The sequence below is a fragment of the Rhodococcus sp. BP-241 genome (assembly GCF_019836145.1).
Lineage (GTDB): Bacteria > Actinomycetota > Actinomycetes > Mycobacteriales > Mycobacteriaceae > Rhodococcoides.
In genome coordinates, this window is sequence record NZ_JABUEI010000011.1 from 21943 (window position 1) to 42450 (window position 20508).

Here is a 20508-nt window from a genome sequence, read left to right on the forward strand (position 1 = left end):
TCACCCGACGCGGGTAGTTTGGCGAGCTGATGGCTGAAGAAGAGACAACGACGTCCGCACCGGAGCCGACAGGTGACGCCGGGGCCCCGCAGGCGGGCGACATGACCGTCGCGCAGCTGAGGGACTGGCTCCGCGCCTGGGTCGCCGAGGCCACCGGCAAGGACGTCTCGGAGATCTCCGACGACCGTCCGATGGAGGAGTTCGGTCTCGCGTCCCGCGACGCCGTCGCGCTGAGCGGCGACATCGAGGATCTGGTCGGCGTCACGCTGACGGCCACGGTCGCGTACCAGCACCCCACGATCGCCTCGCTCGCGACACGCATCATCGACGGGGAGCCCGAGTCGGAGAGCGGCACCACCGACGACGCGTTCTACCTGTCCGGCACCACCGACGACAGTCACGACATCGCCGTCGTGGGCGTGTCCACCCGCTTCCCGGGTGCCGGCCACACGCCGGACGAGATGTGGGACATGCTGTCCGGCGGACGCGACGGCATCACCGATCTGCCCGAGGGCCGGTGGTCCGAGTTCCTCGGCGACCGTGCCATCGCCGAGGCGGTGGAGAAGACGGTTACCCGCGGCGGGTACCTCGACGACGTCAAGACGTTCGACGCGGAGTTCTTCGCCATGTCGCCGCGCGAGGCGGCCAACGTCGACCCGCAGCAGCGCCTCGCGCTGGAGCTCACGTGGGAAGCGCTGGAGGACGCGCGGATTCCGGCCAACGAACTCAAGGGCACGCAGGTCGGCGTCTTCATCGGCACGTCGACCAACGACTACCAGATGATCGCCGTCAGCGATCCCGACCCGCACCCCTATGCACTGACCGGCACGTCGACCGCCGTCGTCGCGGGGCGCGTGTCCTACTTCTACGACTTCCGCGGGCCGTCCGTCGCGCTGGACACCGCGTGCTCGTCGTCCCTCGTCGCCGTGCACCAGGCGGTGCGCAGCCTCCGCACCGGTGAGTCGAGCCTGGCCCTGGCCGGCGGAGTGAACATGCTGCTCTCGCCCGCCGCGACGCTCGGATTCGGGCAGACCGGCGTGCTCGCACCCGACGGCCGCATCAAGGCGTTCTCGTCGGACGCCGACGGCATGATCCGCTCGGAGGGCGGCGGCCTGGTGGTGCTCAAGCGTCTCGAGGACGCCGAGCGCGACGGGGACACCGTGCTCGCGGTCATCGCGGGCAGCGCGGTCAACCAGGACGGTCGCTCGAACGGGCTGGCCGCGCCCAACCCGGACGCCCAGGCCGACGTCCTGCGGACCGCCTACCGCGACGCCCGCATCGTGCCCACCACCGTCGACTACATCGAGGCGCACGGCACCGGCACCATCCTCGGCGACCCCATCGAGGCCGATGCACTGGGTCGCGTCGTCGGCCGCGGACGCGACGCGGACAAGCCCGCGCTGCTCGGTTCCGCGAAGACGAACTTCGGCCACCTCGAGAGTGCCGCGGGCGCCGCGGGGCTCATCAAGGTGATCCTCGCGATGCGCGAGAACCAGGTGCCGCCGTCCCTGAACTACGCCGGACCCAACCCCTACATTCCGTTCGACGCGGCCAGGCTCCGCGTCGTCGACACCGCGACGGACTGGCCCCGGTACTCCGGCACCGCCATCGCCGGTGTCTCCGGCTTCGGTTTCGGCGGCACCAACGCGCACGTCGTGGTCCGCGAGTACGTTCCCGCCGCGTCGGCGCCGAGCGTTGCCGGCGCACCCGAGTTCGATTCGCCGGAGTTCGATTCGACAGCGGTCGATCCGGAAGCGCTGATCGGGGAGCCCGTGGGCGTTCCCGAGGAGACGCCGGCGGACATCGAGCGGGTACTCGCGGGTGTGTCGGCGTCTCCGGCCGAGTCCGAGGAGGCGCCGGAGCCGGGACCCGTTCTCCTCGCCGTGTCGGCGAGCATGCCGTCGCGCCGTCGTCGTGCGGCATCGGATCTGGCCGACTGGATCGAGTCCGAGGTCGGCAGCACCACGGACCTCGAGGCTCTCGGTCGGTCCCTCGCCCGTCGTAATCACGGGCGCTCCCGCGCCGTCGTGCTCGCCACGACGCGTGCCGAGGCCGTCGCCGGACTGCGCGCCGTCGCCGACAACAAGCCGGGCCCCGGCGTGTTCTCCGCCGACGCGCCCGCGTCCAACGGCCCGGTGTGGGTGTTCTCCGGCTTCGGTGCGCAGCACCGCAAGATGGCGAAGGACTTCTACGCGTCCGAGCCGCTGTTCGCCGCGGCGCTCGATCGCGTCGACGCGCTCATCGAGGACGAGTCCGGGTACTCGATCCGGGCGATCGTCTCGGACGACTCGCTCACGTACGACTTCGAGAACTCGCAGGTCGGGATCTTCGCGATCCAGGTGGCGCTCGTCGAGACCCTGCGTGCGTACGGCGCTGCGCCGACCGCGGTGGTGGGCCACTCGATGGGTGAGGTCGCCGCCGCGTACGCCGCCGGAGGTCTGAACCTCGAGGACGCGGTGCGCATCATCGTGGCGCGTTCGCGACTGCTCGGCGAGGGCCAGGAAGGTCTCGGCGACGCCGAGGCCGGCGCGATGGCGCTGGTGGAGTTCTCCGCGCAGGAGGTCGCCGACCTCACCGACCGCTTCCCCGGGGTGGAGCCCAGCGTGTACGCAGCGCCGACGCACACGACCGTGGGCGGACCGGCCGAGCCGGTGCGACAGCTGGTCGAGTACGCCGAGTCGCTCGGCAAGATGGGCCGCGTCCTCGACGTGAAGGGCGCCGGTCACACCTCGGCCGTCGATCCCTTGCTGGGCGAGCTCGCGGCCGAACTGATGGGCATCGAGCCCACCCCACTCGCCGTGTCGGTGTTCTCGTCGGTGGACAGGGAAGCGTTCTACCGCGCGGGTCACGAGCCGATCCACGGTGTCGAGTACTGGACCAAGGGCATGCGCCATCCCGTCTGGTTCACCCAGGCGGTCAAGCTGGCCGTGGATGCCGGCTACACCACCTTCGTGGAGTTGTCGCCCAATCCGGTGGCGCTGATGTCCGTCGCCGCCACGGCCTGGGCGACGGGTGTCCCGGACGCGACGCTGATCGCGACGCTCAAGCGCAAGGAGAGCGAGCCCGCGACGTTCCTCGCCGCACTCGCCGACCTCTACGTGCACGGCCATGCCGTGACGCTGTCGAGTCTGTTCGGGCCCGGCGAGTACGCGGAACCGCCACGCACCGCCTTCGTGCGCAAACACCACTGGATCGACGCCGCGGTGCACCTGGGCAGCGGCAGCGCCGGGGGCGCGCGAGTCGCGTTGCCCGACGGCCGCGTCGTCTGGGAGACACCGGTGGCCGGTGTGTCCGCCATCGGAGATCTGGTGTCGACACTCGCCGGCGAGGTGCTGGGCGACGTGACGGTCGGCGCCGTGGTCACGCAGCGTCCCGTGCCCACCACCGGTTCGCTCACCACCACGCTCACCCCGCATCCGGGCGGTGCGTCCCTCCAGGTGCACTGGAACGACGGCACCCTCTTCGTGCCGGTCGCCGACGCCGTGGTCACCGCGGCGGGCGGTGTCGGATCACTGTCTCCCGCAGGCGATTCCGCCGCGGCGGCTCCGTTCGTGGAGGAGGAACCCGAGGTCGTCGACGACTTCGGCGATCGCTGGATCCCGAACGGGACCCAGACGATGGAGGATCGTCTCGCGATCATCGTCGCCGAGTCGATGGGGTACGCGCCGGAGGATCTGCCGGCCGAGATCCCGTTGATCGAACTGGGTCTCGACTCACTGATGGCCGTGCGCATCAAGAACCGCGTGGAGTTCGAGTTCGACATCCCCCAGGTGCAGTTGCAGGCCGTGCGCGACGCCAGCCTGCGTGAGGTGGAGAAGTACCTCCGCTACGCGCTGGACAATCGCGAGGAGGTCGCGGCGCTCGCCGAGCAGCAGGAACGCGAGCGCACGGCCGAGCAGGCCGCCGATCAGACGCCCGAGCAGGAACCCCCTGTCGCACAGCCCGATCCGGTGATCGCCGAGCCCGAGACGGCGGTCGACGAGACCGTACCGGGATCCGACAGCGGCCAGGCGGGCCCGACCACGGCGACGGCGTTCGAGGCGCCCGTCTCCGACGCGGTGACCGACGTGGGCGACGCACAGTCGTTCGCGGAGGCGACCGGGACGGACGTCGCACCGCGTGACGCCGCGGAGCGCCTCACCTTCGCGACGTGGGCCGTCGTGACGGGGCAGTCCGCCAGGGGCATCTTCAATCCCCTTCCTGTGCTGGACGATCCGACGGCCGAGAAGCTCGCGGAGCGTCTGAGCGAGCGGTCGAAGGGCGAGATCACGTTCGACGACATCCTCGACTCGGAGACGATCGAGCAGCTCGCCGACGTGGTGCGGCCGTTCCTCGAGTCGGGCGACGTCACCGGACTGGTGCGCACGCTGCGCGCTCGCCCGGAGGGCTCCACCGCGGTGCCGGTGTTCGTCTTCCATCCCGCGGGCAGTTCGTGCGTCGTGTACGAGCCGCTGCTCAAGCGACTCCCGGCGGACACGCCGATGTACGGCTTCGAGCGCACGGAGGGACCGATCGAGGATCGCGCCCGCGAGTATCTGCCCCTGCTCCGGGAGATCCAGGGCGACGGGCCGTACGTGCTGATGGGCTGGTCTCTCGGCGGTGTGCTCTCGTACGCCGTCGCGACGATGCTCCGCGAGGAGGGCGCCGACGTGCGCTACGTCGGGCTCATCGACACCGTCATGCCGTACGAGCCGATCCCGGACACCGCGGAGGAGATCGAGCTCCGCTGGAAGCGCTACGCGCAGGTGGGCAAGAAGCTCTACAACGTCGACTACCCGCTGCCTTACGAGAAGCTGGCACAGGCCGACGACGACGGCCAGATCAAGATCATCATGGACATGGTCAAGATGAGCAGCGCCAAGATCCCCAGCGGCATCATCGAGCACCAGCGCACGTCCTGGTTGGACAACCGCGCGATCCAGACCGCCCGGCCCCAGCACTACGACGGGGACGTCACGCTCTACATGGCGGACAAGTACCACGACGACGCCATCGCGCTCGAGCCTCGACTCGGCAAGCGGGAGCCGCACGGCGGCTGGGCGCCGTTCGCACCGAATCTGGACATCGTGCACATCGGCGGTGACCACCTCGCGGTGATCGACGAGCCGTACATCCGCGCGATCGCCGCGGATCTGACGGGCAAGATGCGAGACATTTCGGCGTCGATCACGCCGGAGGGAAGCGAGTCGCACACGTGAGCACCACTGCCGCCAAGCTGGCCGAACTGCGCGAGAAGTTGGAGGTGGCGCGGGAACCCGCAGGGGACGTCGCCATCGCCAAGCGCGCGAAGAAGGGCATTCCGAGTGCGCGCGAGCGCATCGACATGCTGCTCGATCCGGGTTCCTTCGTCGAGATCGGCGCCCTCGTCCGCGCGCCCGGCAACCAGGACTCGCTGTACGGCGACGGCGTGGTCACCGGCCACGGCACGGTCGACGGCCGACCGATCGCCGTGTTCTCGCACGACCAGACCGTGTTCGGCGGCACCGTCGGCGAGATGTTCGGCCGCAAGGTCGCGCTCATCATGGAGTTCGCGGCGGATGTCGGTTGCCCGTGCGTCGGTATCAACGACTCGGGCGGCGCGCGTGTGCAGGACGCCGTCACGTCGCTGGCCTGGTACGCGGAGCTCGGTCGTCGGCAGGAACCGTTGTCCGGCATGTGCCCGCAGATCTCGGTGATCCTGGGCAAGTGCGCCGGCGGTGCCGTGTACGCGCCGATCAACACCGACATCATCGTGGCCACCGAAGAGGCCTACATGTTCGTCACCGGCCCGGACGTCATCAAGTCCGTCACCGGCGAGGACGTCAGCCTCCACGATCTCGGGAGTGCCCGGAAGCAGGCCGAGTACGGCAACGTGCACCACGTGGCTCAGGACGAGAAGGCAGCGTTCGAGTGGGTGCGCAAGTACCTGTCGTACCTGCCGTCGAACTGCCACGAGCAGCCCCCGGTCATCAACCCCGGTCTCGAGCCGACCATCACGGACGACGATCGTTCGCTGGACACCTTCATGCCGGACTCGGACAACGCCGGGTACGACATGCACGAGATCCTGCTGCGCATCTTCGACGACGGTGACTTCCACGAACTCACCGCACAGACCGCGTCCAACATCATCGTCGGGTTCGCCCGCGTCGACGGTCGTCCGGTGGGAGTGGTGGCCAACCAGCCGATGCACCTCAGCGGCGCGTTGGACGCGGCGAGCAGCGACAAGGCGTCTCATTTCATCAACATCTGCAACGCCTTCGAGATCCCGCTCGTGTTGGTCACGGACACACCGGGATTCCTGCCGGGGCTCGAGCAGGAGAAGATCGGCGTCATCAAGCGCGGTGGCCGGTTCATCTTCTCGTACGTGTGCGCATCGATCCCCAAGGTCACCGTCGTGATCCGCAAGTCGTACGGCGGCGGATACGCGGTGATGGGGTCGAAGCAGCTCGGCGCCGACATCAACTTCGCCTGGCCCACAGCACGTATCGCGGTGATGGGCGCGGAGGGTGCGGTGTCGATCATGGCGCGCAAGCAGCTGGCCGAGGCGGGCGACAACGCTCCGGCGATCCGTCAGGGATTCATCGACTTCTACAACGAGCACGTCGCGACGCCGTGGGTGGCCGCCGAGCGCGGTTACATCGACGCCGTGATCGAGCCGTCCACCACGCGTCTCGAGATCCGCAAGGCCCTGCACATCCTGCGCGACAAGGCCAAGGAACCGCGACCGAGAAAGCAGCATCTGTTCCCGATCTAGTTCCGCCGGGGCTATCGTGCTGCCATGAGACGGACCGTGGTCGTCCTGGCCTGCGTCGGAGCGGTCGTGGTGCTGGTGGTGGCCGCGGTGGTGGCGGTGGTGATCACGCGGTCGTCCACGACGTCTCGCGACGATGCGCGGTTCCAGGACTCGATCGCGCCGTTCTACGAGTCACCGGACACGCCTGCCGCGCCGGGTGAGCTGATCCGCATCGAGCCGATCGACGATCTGGACGTGCCCGGCGGCACGGCCTACCGGATGCTCTACGGCACCCAGCGTCCCGACGGGTCGCCCGCCGTCTCGTCCGGAATGCTCATCGTGCCGACGGCACCGGCGCCGCCGGGTGGGCGTCCGGTTCTGGCGTGGTCTCACGGCACGCTCGGCTTCGGAGACGAGTGCACCCCGTCGCGGCGGTACCACCCGACGATGGACACCCTGGACCTCACGAACTGGTTGCCGTCCGTGATGGAGCGCGGGTGGGTCGTCGCGGCGACGGACTACACGGGCCTCGGCACCGCCGGTGACACCTACTATCTGATCGCCCGCAGCGAGGCGCAGGACGTTCTGAACTCGGTGCGTGCGGCGCGCGATCACGCTCCGGCGCAGGCGAGTTCGGTGTACGCCACCTTCGGGCACTCGCAGGGCGGTCACGCGGCGATCGGCACGGCGATGTTCGCCGACTACGCGCCCGAGCTCCGATCGGTGGGCGCGGCGGCGGCGGCGCCCGCGGCGCTGCTGGGTCCGCTGTTCTCCGAACAGTGGAACACGTTCGTGGCGTGGGGGATCGGGCCCAGCGTCGCGGTCTCGTGGCCGGTCGTGTATCCCGACCTGCCGCTCGAGGGGGTGCTCGGCGATGCGGCGATGTCGCGCTACCGGTCGCTCGCCGACGGGTGCATCACGGACGAACTGCCCGAACTGTTGCTCGAGCGCGCCGAGGGGGAGCAGTTCTTCGACTCCGACCCCATGCAGAACCCGGACTGGGCTGCCGCCGCAGCGGATCAGACCATCGACCTCTCGCGCGTCGACATACCCCTCTTCGTAGTCCAGAGCCTCGCCGACACGGTCGTCCTCCCGAACACGACGGCGCTGCTGGCCCGGACGGCCTGCGCCGCACCGTCTCCCGAGTCCGACGTCGCCTGGATCGGCCAGGCGGCACACCAGGACACGGCGAAGGTCGGCGGCCTGGTGGCGGTCGACTGGTTGCAGGACCGCTTCGACGGCGTCCCCGCGCCGAACTCGTGCTCACACCCGTCGCCGATCGCGCCGGCGGAGCCCACGGGGTGACGAACGCCGTCTAGTAGACCCGCAGCGTCCCCGGCGACCACAGCCCGCTCCGGGTCTGCTCGGTGACCTCGACGGTCGCTGCGGACGCGCTCGGATCGAACCTGTCGTAGCGCTCGAGCGAACCCCAGTCGCGTCCCCAGTCGTGGTTCAGGTACGTCGGGACGGTGGTGGGTGTCGCCAGCATCTCGGTGAAGCCCAGCGGGCCACCGTTCTCCGCGGCCTGCCACGTGTCGGTGGACGAGACCGCCAACCCGCGATCGGGCAGGATGCGGAAGTTCGGCACCTCGGCGACGCCGTCGAGATGGTCGAACGGACGCTGGCACGGGAACTGCAGCCCCACGGCCCAGTCCAGCAGGACGGGCTGCGTCGTGCCGATCTCCTCCTGCAGCGGGACGACCACGGGCACGCGGGGCGGCGTGAAGGCCAGCCACTGGTCACCGGTGAGGTTGGGATCGTTGGCGACCACACGCACGGCATCCGCATCGGGGGAGAGCTCGTCGAGCGGGATGCGCAGGTTGCGCCACGACGGTGCCGGGCCGATGTCCTTGGGGAGGTAGTCGCCCTGGACCTGCACCGAGCCGTCCGGCTGCCGGATGCCGTACTCGACGCGGAGCGACTGACCGTACGTGTTCTCGCCGGTCTCCTGGTTCTCGGACCAGATGCGGCCGGCCGCACTGACCACCACCAGAGGCGCGTCGTCACTGCGCGCGGGGAGGCCGTACCAGCTCGACGTCGCGTAGGCCGGTGTCTGCACCCCGGTCTGGTACGAGCCGAGGACGGGTGTCGTGGCGGGGTCGAGCCCGAAGGGCAGGCGCGCGGTGGAGCCGTTGACGCCGGCGGCGCCGACACCACCCGCGGTACCGGAGGACTGGCCCTCCTCGAAGGACGCGCCCACGGACTGCTGGTCGGTGTTGCCCTGTCCGGGCTTGACCTCCACGGCGTCGGCACTGAGGTCGGTGGGGATGCCGTTGGGTGTGAAGCCGACGGGCTCGGCGCCGCCCAGTGGGCCCGTGGCAGTGTCCACCGGTCCCGGAAGTGGCGACAGCACACCGGCGTTCGGGTCGGACTCCACGAGGACATCCCCGGCCAGTCCGCAGCTGTTGCCGGCCAACGCCTGCACGTTGGAGCGACCGAGCGAGTATGCGGGGTACTGCGAGACGGCACCCTTGAGGAGCGAGAGGATCTCGAACAGGACGAGCAACCCGGCCACCACGGTGAGCGGCGCGGCCGCGAACTTGCGGATGCGCCGCCCGCGTTCGGTTCCGGGCTTCGGTTGCGGCGCAGCGAATCCCTCGCGGAGATAGTGCCATGCCGCGAGTCCGACGGCGGCGAAGAACAGGATCAGCAGCACGGTGTTGGACTGGATCCCCTTGACCGAGACCACCTTGTCGAACCACGGCACGCCGTAACTCGAGACGTACCAGTACCCGTTGATGCCCGAGAACGACAGTGCGAGAACGAAGGCGAGACCGACGACGAAGACGGTGCGGTTGCGCCGCGACCGCAGTGCACTGGCCGAGACCGCGACGGCGGTGAGCGCCGCGAGCGAACCGGCGATGCCGGCGTACACCCCGAAGTGGTGGGTCCACTTCGTCGGGTTGAACATCATGAAGAAGATGGTGCCGAAGACGACACCGATGAGACGCCACGCCGGACCGGACGGGACGCCCGGGATCCGCTTGCGCCGCAGCAGGACGAACACCGTGGTGAAGAGGCACAGCAGCATGGTCAGGAAGGCGAAGCGGCGGGCGACCGATCCGTCGACCGTCTGGACGAAGAGGTAGTAGTACCGCAGGAAGTCGTTGTACCAGGGCAGGTTCGGACCGATGAGCGTGCGCACACGCGTCGACTCCTGGACCGCCGCGAAGGTCTGGTCCCCGTAGACGACGATGAGGACCAGCACGCCGGCACTGGCGATGGGTGCCAGCAGCGGCAGCGTCCCGACCATGCGGTGCCGTTTGACGACGATGCGCACCAGCGGCCGGATGCCCGTCAGGATCGCGGCGACACACATGAGGCCGGTGGGTGCGGCGGCGAGGGTGAAGGCGCCGATCAGCGCTGCCATGGCGGCGGGGAGCAGCCGTCCGGTCGCGATGGCGCGCTCGACGGAGCACCACGTGAGCAGGGCGCCGAGGGCCACGACGGGCTCGGGACGCAGCCCGTTGTTGTACGGCAGCCAGAAGGCGAGGAAGACCAGTCCGCCGGTCCAGACGGCGACCGAGTTGACGCGCACCGCGCGCCCGAGGCGCGGGACCACCTCGCGGCTGATGACCAGCCAGCACAGGATGCCGGCGATCAGCGCGGGCAGGCGCATCCAGGGGCTCGCCGTCGAGATCTTGGCGAACGCGGCCAGCACGTCGTAGTACCAGCCGAAGGGCGCCTCGGGGACGCCGAACCAGCGGAAGTAGTTGGCCATGTAGCCGGCGTTCTCGGAGACGCGGGCCATGGTGAGCAGGTACCCGTCGTCCGCGGTGTTGGCGCCGAAGAAGTGCCAGCCGGCGAGTGCGCCGACCACCACCGCGTCGATACCGGTGACCTTCCACCAGTGCGCGGGGAAGAAGCGGCGGTGGGTGCGGCCGTCGACACCGTCGAGCCTGGCCAGCGCACTCAGTGCGAGCGCCGTGCAGGCGATGGCGGCGGCCATGGCGAGCAGCTTGAGCACGGTGGGCGACGACGAGAAACGGGAGTCGACGGCGATCGACACGTCGAGGCCCGGGTACTGCTCGGCGCTGCCGGCGAGGTCGGAGTAGACGCCGACCACCTGGGGCCGCAGGTCGCCGCCGAGCTGACCCGCGCGGGGATTGCCCTGTGCGTCCACGAGCCCGTCGAACGACGCGGACGTGGCATCGATGGTCGACTCGAAGGTGATCGCCCCGCACGCGGCCGACTGCACCTCGGAGCGCGGGGCGGAGACGATCACGACGTTGCGGTCGAGGACGTCGACCGTGTTCTCGCCGACGCGGACGAACATCGCGTTCAGCGCGGCGCCCTCGCCCTGCGGCGGCGCGGTGGAGAGGAGGATGCCGCCCGCGGCCGGCACGTCCGCGACGGCGCTGCAGGGGATGGAGACCGACATCGAGACCGGCACCTGGGACATCAGGGGTGCATCGACACTGTCGACGGTGCCGTCCTGCGGCCACTGGACGACGGCGTCGTCCTGCGTGACCGGAAGGAACGGGGTCAGAATCGCGAAGAGAACACCGAGAACCCCCGCGACCATCGCCACGAGGCGGGTGGTGCGGTACTGCTGTCGGACGTCCACCGAGCGATCCGGGCCGGCAGGTGTCGGCGCGGTCGGTGAAGAGGTGAGGGCGTCGGGCACGGCTCCCGATGTTATGCGACCGTGATCCGGTTGCTGCACTCGCTGGTTACTTACTGGTACTTGATGTGTCCGGGCGACCAGATGCCCGAACGCGACGACGTGGTCACGTCGGGTTCGACGGCCACCGCGTCCGGGTCGAGGGGCAGATAGCGCTCGAGGGATCCCCAGTCGCGACGGAGGTCGTCCGCCAGGTAGGTCGGTACCGTCTCCGCGCGCAGGACCAGTCCGGTCCAGCCCAGGGGCCCGCCGCCGACGGAGTCCTGCCACGCGTTGGTGGCCTCGGCACCGTTGCGGTCGGGCAGGATGCGCCACTCCGGCAGTTCGGCGACTCCGTAGCGGTGGTCGAACGGCCGCTGGCACGGGAACGCGAGTCCGACGGACCAGTCCAGCAGCACCGGGTCGGTGGACCCGACGACGTCGTTGAGAACGGTGGTCCGCGGTGCGCGCGGCGGGGTGACGGCGAGCCACTGGTCGCCCGACAGATCCTCGTCGGAGGCGACGAGCCGCACCGCGTTCGCGGTCGGCGGGACCTGGTCGAGTGGGACCCGCAGGTTGCGCCACGACGGTTGCGGGCCGATGTCGATGGGCGCGACCCGTCCGAGGATCTCCTCGGCACCGTCCGCGCCGACCGTGGCGTACTCCACCTCGAGGCTCTGCCCCGGCGTGACGATGCCGTCGGCGTCGACCGAGCGGATACGACCCGCGGCGGTGACGGACAGGAAGTCTCGCTGCGCGGTGTCGGGCAGCGCGTACCAGCCGGACGTGAGGCTCGCCGGCGCGGCGTCACCGGAGCCGAAGCTGCCGAGCACCGGCGTGGTCGCGGGGTCCAGCCCGAACGGCAGCGCGATCCGCGAGCCGTTGACGCCGGTGCCGGCGGTGGTGCCGCCCCCGGTGCCCGCGCTGTTCGCGGTGGCCTGCTGATCGGTGTCCGAGGGGTCGACCGAGTTGGCTCCGCCCGTCGCACCCGAGTTCTCGCGATCGGCGCTCAGGTCGCCGGCGACGCCGTTCGGGGTGAAGCCGACGCTGGCGGTCCCGGCGAGCGGGTCGGCGCCCGGCTCGGGGTTCAGCGGCTGCAGCATCGAGGCGTTCGGATCGGTCTCCACCAGGACGTCGCGTGCCAGGCCGCACGACTGACCGAGGATCGAGTTCACGTTGGACCGGGCCACCGAGTACGCGGGGTACTGCGACACCGCCCCTTTGAACAGGGACAACACCTCGAACAGCACAACGAGGCCGGCCACGACGGTGAGCGAGGCCCCGCTGAAGCGGCGGGTCCGCGCCGGCTGGGCGCCGACGTAGGGCGCGCGGAAGTGTTGCCACGCGGCGTACGCGAGCGTCAGCACGGTGAGCCCGAGCAGCAGCGTCGCGAAGCCCTTGCCGGCGATGGACGGGGGCTTGTCGAACCACGGCACGCCGTAGCTCGAGACGTACCACCACCCGTTCGACCCGGTGAACGCCAGCGCGGTGAGGAACAGGACGGCGGCCGTGAACAGAGTCCGGTTGCGCGGTGAACGCTCCGTCGCCGACATCACGGCGATGGCGGCGAGCGCGGCGAGAGACCCTGCGAGCCCGGCGTAGACGCCGAAGTGGTGCGTCCACTTGGTCGGCGTGAACATCATGAGGGCGAGGGCTCCGGCGACGATGCCCAGGATGCGGCGGGACGGACCGGTCGACGTTCCCGGGATTCGGCCGCCGCGGCGCAGCATCACGACGAGGCACGTCACGAGGCACAGCAGCATCGCGAAGACGGCGAAGCGGCGGGCGAGCGACCCGTCCGGAGCGATGTTCAGCAGAGCGTCCCAGCGGTACCGCTCGTCGAACCACTTCACGTTGGGTCCGACCGCGGATCGGACACGGGTGGCCTCGAGGACGGAGGCGACGGTCTGGTCGGCGAACACGGCGAACAGCACCACGGTGCCCGCCGCGAGGATCGGGGCCAGCAGCGCGGGCAGTCCGACGGCGTGGCGCCGACGGACGACGATCTGGATGACCGGGCGCGCGCCGGCCAGCAACGCGGCGATCGCGATGAGGCCGGTGGGTCCGGCAGCGAGGGAGAAGGCGGCGATCACCACGGCCACGGCCGCGGGCAGCAGGCGCCCGGTGGAGACCGCGCGCTCGATGGAGCACCAGGTGAGCAGAGCGCCGAGTGCGATGATCGGCTCGGGACGCAGGCCGTTGTCGTAGGGCAGCCAGAAGGCCAGGAAGACCAGACCGGCCGTCCACACGGCCACCGGTCGGGTGCGCACCGCGCGACCGAGGCGCGGGATGACCTCCCGAGAGATGACGAGCCAGCACAGGACGGCCGCGATCAGCGCGGGCAGGCGCATCCACGGGCTGGCGGTCGACACCTTGGCCAGTGCGGCCAGCATGTCGTAGTACGGCATGCCGAAGGGCGCCTCGGGCACGCCGAACCACCGGTAGTAGTTGGCCATGTATCCCGAGTGCTCGGAGACCCGCGCCATGTTGAGCAGATATCCGTCGTCCGAGGTGTTGGCGCCGATGACGTGCCACAGCAGCAGCGTCCCCACGACCACGGCATCCACGCCGGTGACCCGGAGCCAGTGCCGGGGGAAGAACCGCCGTGCGCGCCGGCCGTCGGCGTCGTCGAGCCGGTGCAGTGCGACCAGCGACGCGACGACCAGGAGCGATCCCAGCACGATCGCGAGCAGTTTCAGCGTCGACGGTGAGGAGGAGAATCGGGAGTCCACGTCGATGCGTACCGACATGTCGGCCGGTGCGGATCCGGTCAGGTCGCTGAACACCCCGACGGTCTGGGGGCGCACGTCGCCCGGGGCCGTGCCGGTGAGATCGCCGACCGCCGCGGTGATGCTCTCCGGCGTCGAGGTGAGAGTGAGCGCATCGCAGCCGGCCACGGTGTCCGCGGGCACCGAGAGCAGCAGTTGGTCGCGCAGCACGACGGTGACGTCGCCGGCGTCGGTCCGTGTGACCACGAGGCCCACGCGCCGGGCGTCCGGTGACTGCGGCGCGACGGTGGACAGCACCAGGCTGCCCGGCGCGGCGTCGGCGAGAACGGAACACGGGACGGTGGCCGACAGCGAGAGCGGGTTGTACGAGACGAGGGGCGTCTCGACGCTGGTGAACGAGCCGTCCTGCGGCCAGGTGATGGACGCGGCGTCCTGCTCGACGGGCAGGAGCGGGGTGAGGATCGCCAGAAGTGTGCCGAGCAGACCCGTGACGATCGCGACGATGCGCGTGGTGGCGAACTGTCCCGACCGGCCTCCGGCCTTCCCGAAGGCGAATCGACTCGGTCTCGACGCCGGGGCCGGTGGTTCGGTCGTCGTCTCGGCGGTTGTCGGCACGCCACGATGCTAGGCGACGAGACCCGCCCCGCCAGAATCCGCGACCGTCAGCGGACGTCCCACACGTACGTGCCGTCGATCTCGGTGGCGGTGCGACCCAGCAGATCGTCGACGGTGTCGCGCAGTGCGTCCTGGTTCTCGGTCGGGGGCAGCATCACCACGTCGGCATCCCAGAACGCGAGGTCCTCTCGCGCCGTGCGTCGCTGATCGTCGTTCAGTGTCGGGACGATGCCGGTGCGTCCCGCGGTGCCGAGCAGCTTCGCGGTGGGTCGATCGATCGCGCCGTACTTCGCCTCCCCGTCCGGTTGTCCGCTCGGTCCGACGAAGTAGCCACCGGCGATGCGGTACTCGAGCCCGGTGTCCACCTGCCAGCGCAGCGCTGCGGCGGTGCCGGGATTCGGGACCGGCACGGTGACGATCGATCCCGGGTCGTCGGTGTCGACGTACTCGCGCCACGTCCCGTCCGCCAGGAACGACGGGGTCTCTCCCCGGTCGGCCGTCGGCAGCGGTGTCGGTGCGAGGGGGACGAGTGCGACGGCGAGAGCGCCCGTCCACACCACGGCGACGCGGCGCGACGCGGGTGCGGTCAGGACGTGATCGGTGACCATCGCGATCAGCAGCGCCATGGCCGGCACCGCGGCCAGTACGAACCGGGTCTCGAGGACGGACTGCAGGAGCGGGATCCGGTCGAGGTACTCGCCGGGCAGGGCGATGCCGGTCTCCGTCCCGTCGACCACGAGGGCGACGCCCAGTGAGGCGACGCCGAGGATCAGGATCGACACGAAGGCGGCCACCGCGATCGGACGGCGGCGCAGCACCACGGCGGAGACCACGACGAGAAGCAGCAGCGGGATGCCGAAGTACGCGTTCTGCTCGGTGGGGTTCAGGGCGACGTCGTCCATCGGAAACGCTGCACCCCAGAGCGACTGGGGCGGGAACCGGACGAGTGACACCAGATCGTTCCCGGGCAGATTGTGGTCGAGGTAGCTGTAGTGCTGTCGCCCGCGGAACTGCCACCACAGGGGTACCGCGACGAGCACCGCTGTCAGCAGTGCGGCACCCAGCACGGGCAGGGCCGCGTGCCGGATCATGGGGACGAACCGGCGCGGCCGGAACACCCAGTACAGCACCGTGAACAGGGCGACGGCGACCGCGAAGACGAGGAGCGGCTCTTCGCCGAGCATCACCTGCCACGCCACCAGGAGACCCAGGACGACGGCGTGACGGCGACGGCGAGTGTTCTCCGCGTCCGCCATTCGGACGAGCAGATACAGGATGAACGGCAGCACTCCGAGCACGACGAAGTTGGGGTGGGCGTTGGCGTGCGAGATCATGCCCGGCGCGAACCCGCAGAGGAGCCCGCCGAGACCCGCGGCCGCACGTGACCGGATCACGGTGCGAGAGAACAGGAAGTACCACCCGTAAGCGGTGGTCGCCAGCCCGAGGGTCAGGGCGAGGGTGAACGTGGCCGCCGGTCCGAAGGCCAGAGTGATCGGTGTCAGAGGTACCGACAGGCCGAGCATCGCGGTGTTGGCCATCATGTTCACGCCGTCGGGCGCGTTCTGCAGGTCGGAGAAGAACGGGTTGTCGAGATGGGTGACCGAGCGGGCGGTCACGGCGAAGAACCACTCCCACATGGTCTGGTCCTGGCCGCTGAAACGGAGGTACTGCGACTGCAGGTGCTGCCACTGGTTGTGCAGCACCAGCACGGACAGCAGCGTGTAGACGGTGGCAGCGAGGAGGTCCGCCCGGCGGGCGGTCACGTGCGCACGACGAGGACGAACGGACCGATCTCGCGGATCTCGAACCGAGGGTCGTCGAACAGCGACTCGGGGTAGGAGACGGTGTAGCGGCGCACGTTCGGATCGTTGGGGTACACGTCCTCCGCGAGACGCAACGTGTAACCGTCGGCGCCGCGGCGGAAGAGGAACGCGTCGGGGGCGCGCCAGGGCAGGGCATCGAGGGCGGCGATCAGTTCGTCGCTGCTGCGCAGATCGCTCCACGACTCGATGGCGTCGGCGCGGGCGGCGAACTCGGCGAGCGGGTTCGCGTAGTGCGACGTCAGCCCCTGGAACCCGAAATACGGGTGGTACGCGAGGAACGTCGTGTCCGAGGTGAGCAACACCGTGTCGGTCCGCGGACCGGGCCGCGCCTCCTGGAGTGCCGCGTCGACCTCGCCGTAGTACGACACGGCGCTCGGTGGTCTCTGATCGGCACGGACGCCGTCGCCGTCGGTGTCCGTGTACGCCACCGTGATCTCGTTCTGCAGGACGTGGGGGATGTCCTGGGCGAAGGCGACGGCGCCGACGATCCCGACCGCGACGGAGACGGTTCGGACCCGGGGCGACTCACTCGCCACCAGGTACAGCGCCCGAGCGCCCTCCAGGAAGCCGAACACGCCCGCGGCGCCGAGGATCAGCACCAGCACCGCCTCGAGTCGGAAGCCGAGCAGGGTGGTACCCGCGACAGTGGCGAGCATCGACAGCAGGCACCACCCGTAGACGGCGACGACGCCGAGACCCAGGGCCTGCGCACGGCGAGAATCACGGACTCGCACCACGATCCACAGAGTGCCGACGAGGCACAGGGCGCCCGTGAGGGTGAACTGCGCCATCGGGAAGGGCAGCTCGGACCCGGACTCCGGCAGGTAGTGCAGAGCGGTTCCGCTCTCCGCCGTGCTGCCCGTCAGCGACGCGAGCAGGTACGGCGCCCAGACGGTGAGCGCGAGCAGCCCGGAGATGCCTGCGATGACGACGAGGCGAAGTGCCGGGTCGAGCAGCACTGCGAGGGAACGGTTCTCCCGATAGCGCAGCACCGCCGCGACCACCGCCATGAGCACGACGGTGAAGGCCGCGATACCGAGATAGAGGGTGTAGACCGTCGCGGCGACACCGAGGAACAGGCCGGTGCCGACGACGGCTCCCCATCCTGCGCCGCGCGTCGACCCCGGGCGATGGAGTGCACCCCACGCCAGGATCAGCACGGGCGGGATCATGACTGCGATCGTGGCGCCGTAGGCCTCGGGTGAACCGTAGGCCAGCATCAGGGCCGTCACGCCGAGCGCGGCCAGTACTGCCAGGTCCGCCCGAACGAGACTGCGCCACAGCACGAGCGAGACCACGGCGGCGACGGCGAGGGACGCGATGGCGTAGGGCTTGTAGGCCTCCCACCCGGCCATGCCGAGGGCGTCCGCGACCCGGCCGCCGACCCAGAACCAGCCCGCGGGATAGTACGGCGGGAGGTCGGCGTAGGTCATGTCGGCCAGTGCCGGCGAGTCGGTGAGGCGAGTGAGGTACTCGGTGCGGAACTCCTGATCCACCGAGATGCCGAACAGGTACAGCTTCGTGGCGGCCAGCGGCATGCCAAGTGTGACGGTGACGAATCCGGAGAGGCCGATCCACGACAGCAGGGTCGCGACACGGGGGGAGCGGCGCAGCCGGAGCATCACCACCGACGCGGCCAGCACGGCGAGAGCAGCCACCTGCCCGACCGTCGCGACGGCGCGAGTCACGTTGGAGGAGTTGAACGCCGGCCACTGCACCAGGGAGAAGGCGTACAGACCGACCGCCGCCACCGCGGCCGCGACGACTGCCGCGGCGACGGCCTCTGCGCTGGTACTCAGAGCCGTCCGCATGACTCTGTTCGGCATGGCCCTGCTCAGATGGGAAGTTTGCGGAAGATCGGACGCGGGACGTGCCGCAGCGCCATCATGACGAAGCGGAAGGGCCCCGGAGCCCACACCAGATCCTTGCCCTTGCGGGACGCGGACACGGCCAGCTTGGCGATGTCCTCCTTGTCCACCGTCAGCGGTGCTTCCTTGACGTGCGCGCTGAACTTGGTGCGCACCATGCCCGGACGGATGACGGTGACACGAGGTCCGAACTCGCGCAGGGCTTCCCCGAGACCGAGGTAGAACCCGTCGAGTCCGGCCTTGGTGGAGCCGTAGACGAAGTTGGAGCGCCGCACGCGCTCCCCCGCGACGGAGGACATGACGATGATGCGGCCGAAGGCCTGCGCCTTCATCTTCTCGCCGAGGAGCACACCCACCGACACCGACGCGGTGTAGTTGATGTTGGCCGTGAGCACGGCCTTGTTCTGGTCCTGCCACAGCAGTTCCGGATCGAAGTCCACCGCGAACGCCACGATCGCGACGTCGACGTCGCCCTTCGACCAGGCCTCGTCGATGACCTTCGGGTGCGACGCTGTGTCGAGCGCGTCGAAGTCGATGACCTCCACGGACTTGGCGCCCTTGGCCGTCAGCTGAGCGACGGCCGCGTCACGCAGGGGATCGTTGGGCAGCGCCGCGAGAATCACGCGAGCCGACGACGTCGAGAGGTACTCCTCGGTGATCGCGAGGCCGATTTCGCTCGTGCCACCCAGTACGAGAATGGTCTGCGGGTCGCCCACAGCATCGATCGTCACAGCAGTTCCAACCTTCTGGCCATATCCGAGGCGAAGACGCCTGTGGGGTCGACGGATCGCCGAACGGCGATCCACTCGTCGATGCGCGGGTACATCGCGTGGAACGTGTCCGCGGACGTCCGGGAGTCCTTGGCTGTGTAGAGCCGTCCGCCGAACTCGAGCACCCGCCGGTCGAGGTCCGCGACGAACGCGCCGAGACCCTCCTTGATCGGGAAGTCGACGCAGACGTTCCAGCCCTCGATCGGGAAGCTCAGTGGCGCTTGGTTTCCCGGCCCGAAGAGCTTGAAGACGTTGAGGAACGAGTAGTGCCCCGAGCGCTGGATGTCGTGGATGATCTTCTTGAACTCGCCGACGGCCTGCGGCGGCACCACGAACTGGTACTGCAGGAATCCGGCCGGGCCGTAGGCCCTGTTCCACTCCCCGAACATGTCGAGCGGGTGATAGAACTGCGTCAAGTTCTGCACCTTGCCGCGGTAGGTACCCGACTTGCGGTACCAGAGCTCGCCGATGGGTCCGAACGTGTACTTGTTCGCGAGGCCGTTGGGGAACACGTCGGGGAAGGTCAGCAGCGGCTTCGCGCTGAAGCGCAGCGGATCCTTCTGCAGCTTCGCCGGCAGCTGGTCCAGGGTCGCGAGCGATCCGCGCGACAGCGCCGCACGTCCCAGCTTCGGCGGACCCGAGATGGCGTCGAACCAGGCGCTCGAGTAGTCGTACCGGCTCTCGCTGCCGTCGCTGTGGATCGCGATGGTCTCGTCGAGGCTCGCCGTCACGTCGCCGTCGGCGATGAAGTACGCGGTCTCGGTCGGCGTCATCTCGATGGTCGCTCGCAGGATGATGCCGGTCAGGCCGTTTCCGCCCACCGTGGCCCAGAACAGCGGCGCGTCGTCGCCGTCGGGCGTGATGTGGCGGACGGTGCCGTCCGCGAGCAAGAGCTCCATCGAGCGCACGTGATTGCCGAAGCTGCCGGCGCTGTGATGGTTCTTGCCATGGATGTCACACCCGATGGCGCCGCCGATGGTCACCTGACGAGTGCCGGGGAGCACGGGGACCCACAATCCGAACGGCAGTGCCGCACGCATCAGCTGGTCCAGGCTCACTCCACCGTCCACATCGACGATGTGCGTCTCCGCGTCCATCGAGTGGATGCGGTTCAGTGCGCTCATGTCGACGACGAGCCCGCCGCCGTTCTGCGCGTTGTCACCGTACGAGCGGCCGAGTCCGCGGGCGATGACGCCGCGCCGCAGATGGGACGGCTTGCTCTCGTTCTGCTCCGCGACCCGGAGGACGGCGGCGGCCACGATCTCGGGATCGGACGTGGTCAGCACCTGCGCCGTGGTGGGCGAGGTACGTGCCCACCCGGTGAGGGTGCGCGCACTGGTGGGTGGCAATTCGGTGATGGACATCGTTCGTCAGGTTACAGGCAG

9 protein-coding genes are annotated in these 20508 nt (G+C 69.6%); 3 read left to right on the plus strand and 6 right to left on the minus strand.

Annotated elements, in window-relative coordinates; genetic code table 11:
- The first annotated feature begins 29 nt into the window (after window positions 1-29).
- Genes pks13 through HQ308_RS18865 form a run of 3 tightly spaced genes read left to right on the plus strand, consistent with a single transcriptional unit; the run spans window position 30 to window position 8020 of the window.
- Entirely contained in the window at window positions 30-5198 is a 5169-nt protein-coding gene (gene pks13, locus HQ308_RS18855) for a polyketide synthase Pks13 (protein WP_374198547.1), read from the plus strand.
- Window positions 5195-6736: an acyl-CoA carboxylase subunit beta gene (locus tag HQ308_RS18860; protein ID WP_056443109.1), complete on the plus strand. Its 1542-nt coding sequence runs from the start codon at window positions 5195-5197 to the stop codon at window positions 6734-6736. The genes pks13 and HQ308_RS18860 overlap by 4 nt, the downstream gene beginning before the upstream one ends.
- A gap of 24 nt (window positions 6737-6760) precedes the next feature.
- Window positions 6761-8020 carry a lipase family protein gene (locus HQ308_RS18865; protein WP_222647503.1) on the plus strand — a complete coding sequence of 420 codons (1260 nt, stop codon included), beginning with the start codon at window positions 6761-6763 and terminating at the stop codon, window positions 8018-8020.
- Window positions 8021-8030: 10 nt separating this feature from the next.
- Here HQ308_RS18865 and HQ308_RS18870 read toward each other — a convergent pair whose 3' ends face one another.
- Genes HQ308_RS18870 through HQ308_RS18895 form a run of 6 tightly spaced genes read right to left on the minus strand, consistent with a single transcriptional unit; the run spans window position 8031 to window position 20487 of the window.
- Window positions 8031-11342 (minus strand): arabinosyltransferase domain-containing protein, encoded by a 3312-nt coding sequence (locus HQ308_RS18870; protein ID WP_222647504.1) that lies wholly within the window; start codon window positions 11340-11342, stop codon window positions 8031-8033.
- 50 nt (window positions 11343-11392) lie between these two features.
- Entirely contained in the window at window positions 11393-14662 is a 3270-nt protein-coding gene (locus HQ308_RS18875) for an arabinosyltransferase domain-containing protein (RefSeq protein ID WP_222647505.1), read from the minus strand.
- 47 nt (window positions 14663-14709) lie between these two features.
- Window positions 14710-16425: a 6-pyruvoyl-tetrahydropterin synthase-related protein gene (locus HQ308_RS18880; protein ID WP_222647506.1), complete on the minus strand. Its 1716-nt coding sequence runs from the start codon at window positions 16423-16425 to the stop codon at window positions 14710-14712.
- Window positions 16422-18311 carry a galactan 5-O-arabinofuranosyltransferase gene (locus tag HQ308_RS18885; RefSeq protein WP_261776323.1) on the minus strand — a complete coding sequence of 630 codons (1890 nt, stop codon included), beginning with the start codon at window positions 18309-18311 and terminating at the stop codon, window positions 16422-16424. The genes HQ308_RS18880 and HQ308_RS18885 overlap by 4 nt, the downstream gene beginning before the upstream one ends.
- Before the next feature lie 8 nt (window positions 18312-18319).
- Window positions 18320-19084 (minus strand): decaprenylphospho-beta-D-erythro-pentofuranosid-2-ulose 2-reductase, encoded by a 765-nt coding sequence (locus HQ308_RS18890; protein WP_027507284.1) that lies wholly within the window; start codon window positions 19082-19084, stop codon window positions 18320-18322.
- A complete protein-coding gene (locus tag HQ308_RS18895; RefSeq protein ID WP_056443121.1) occupies window positions 19081-20487 on the minus strand; it encodes an FAD-binding oxidoreductase in 1407 nt (468 codons plus the stop codon). The genes HQ308_RS18890 and HQ308_RS18895 overlap by 4 nt, the downstream gene beginning before the upstream one ends.
- Window positions 20488-20508 lie beyond the last annotated feature (21 nt).

Excerpts from the sequence above, each read along its gene's own strand:
- HQ308_RS18885 (WP_261776323.1), bottom strand. The coding sequence starts at position 18,311 with ATGCCGAACAGAGTCATGCGGACGGCTCTGAGTACCAGCGCAGAGGCC.
- pks13 (WP_374198547.1), top strand. The coding sequence starts at position 30 with ATGGCTGAAGAAGAGACAACGACGTCCGCACCGGAGCCGACAGGTGAC.
- HQ308_RS18865 (WP_222647503.1), top strand. The coding sequence starts at position 6,761 with ATGAGACGGACCGTGGTCGTCCTGGCCTGCGTCGGAGCGGTCGTGGTG.
- HQ308_RS18895 (WP_056443121.1), bottom strand. The coding sequence starts at position 20,487 with ATGTCCATCACCGAATTGCCACCCACCAGTGCGCGCACCCTCACCGGG.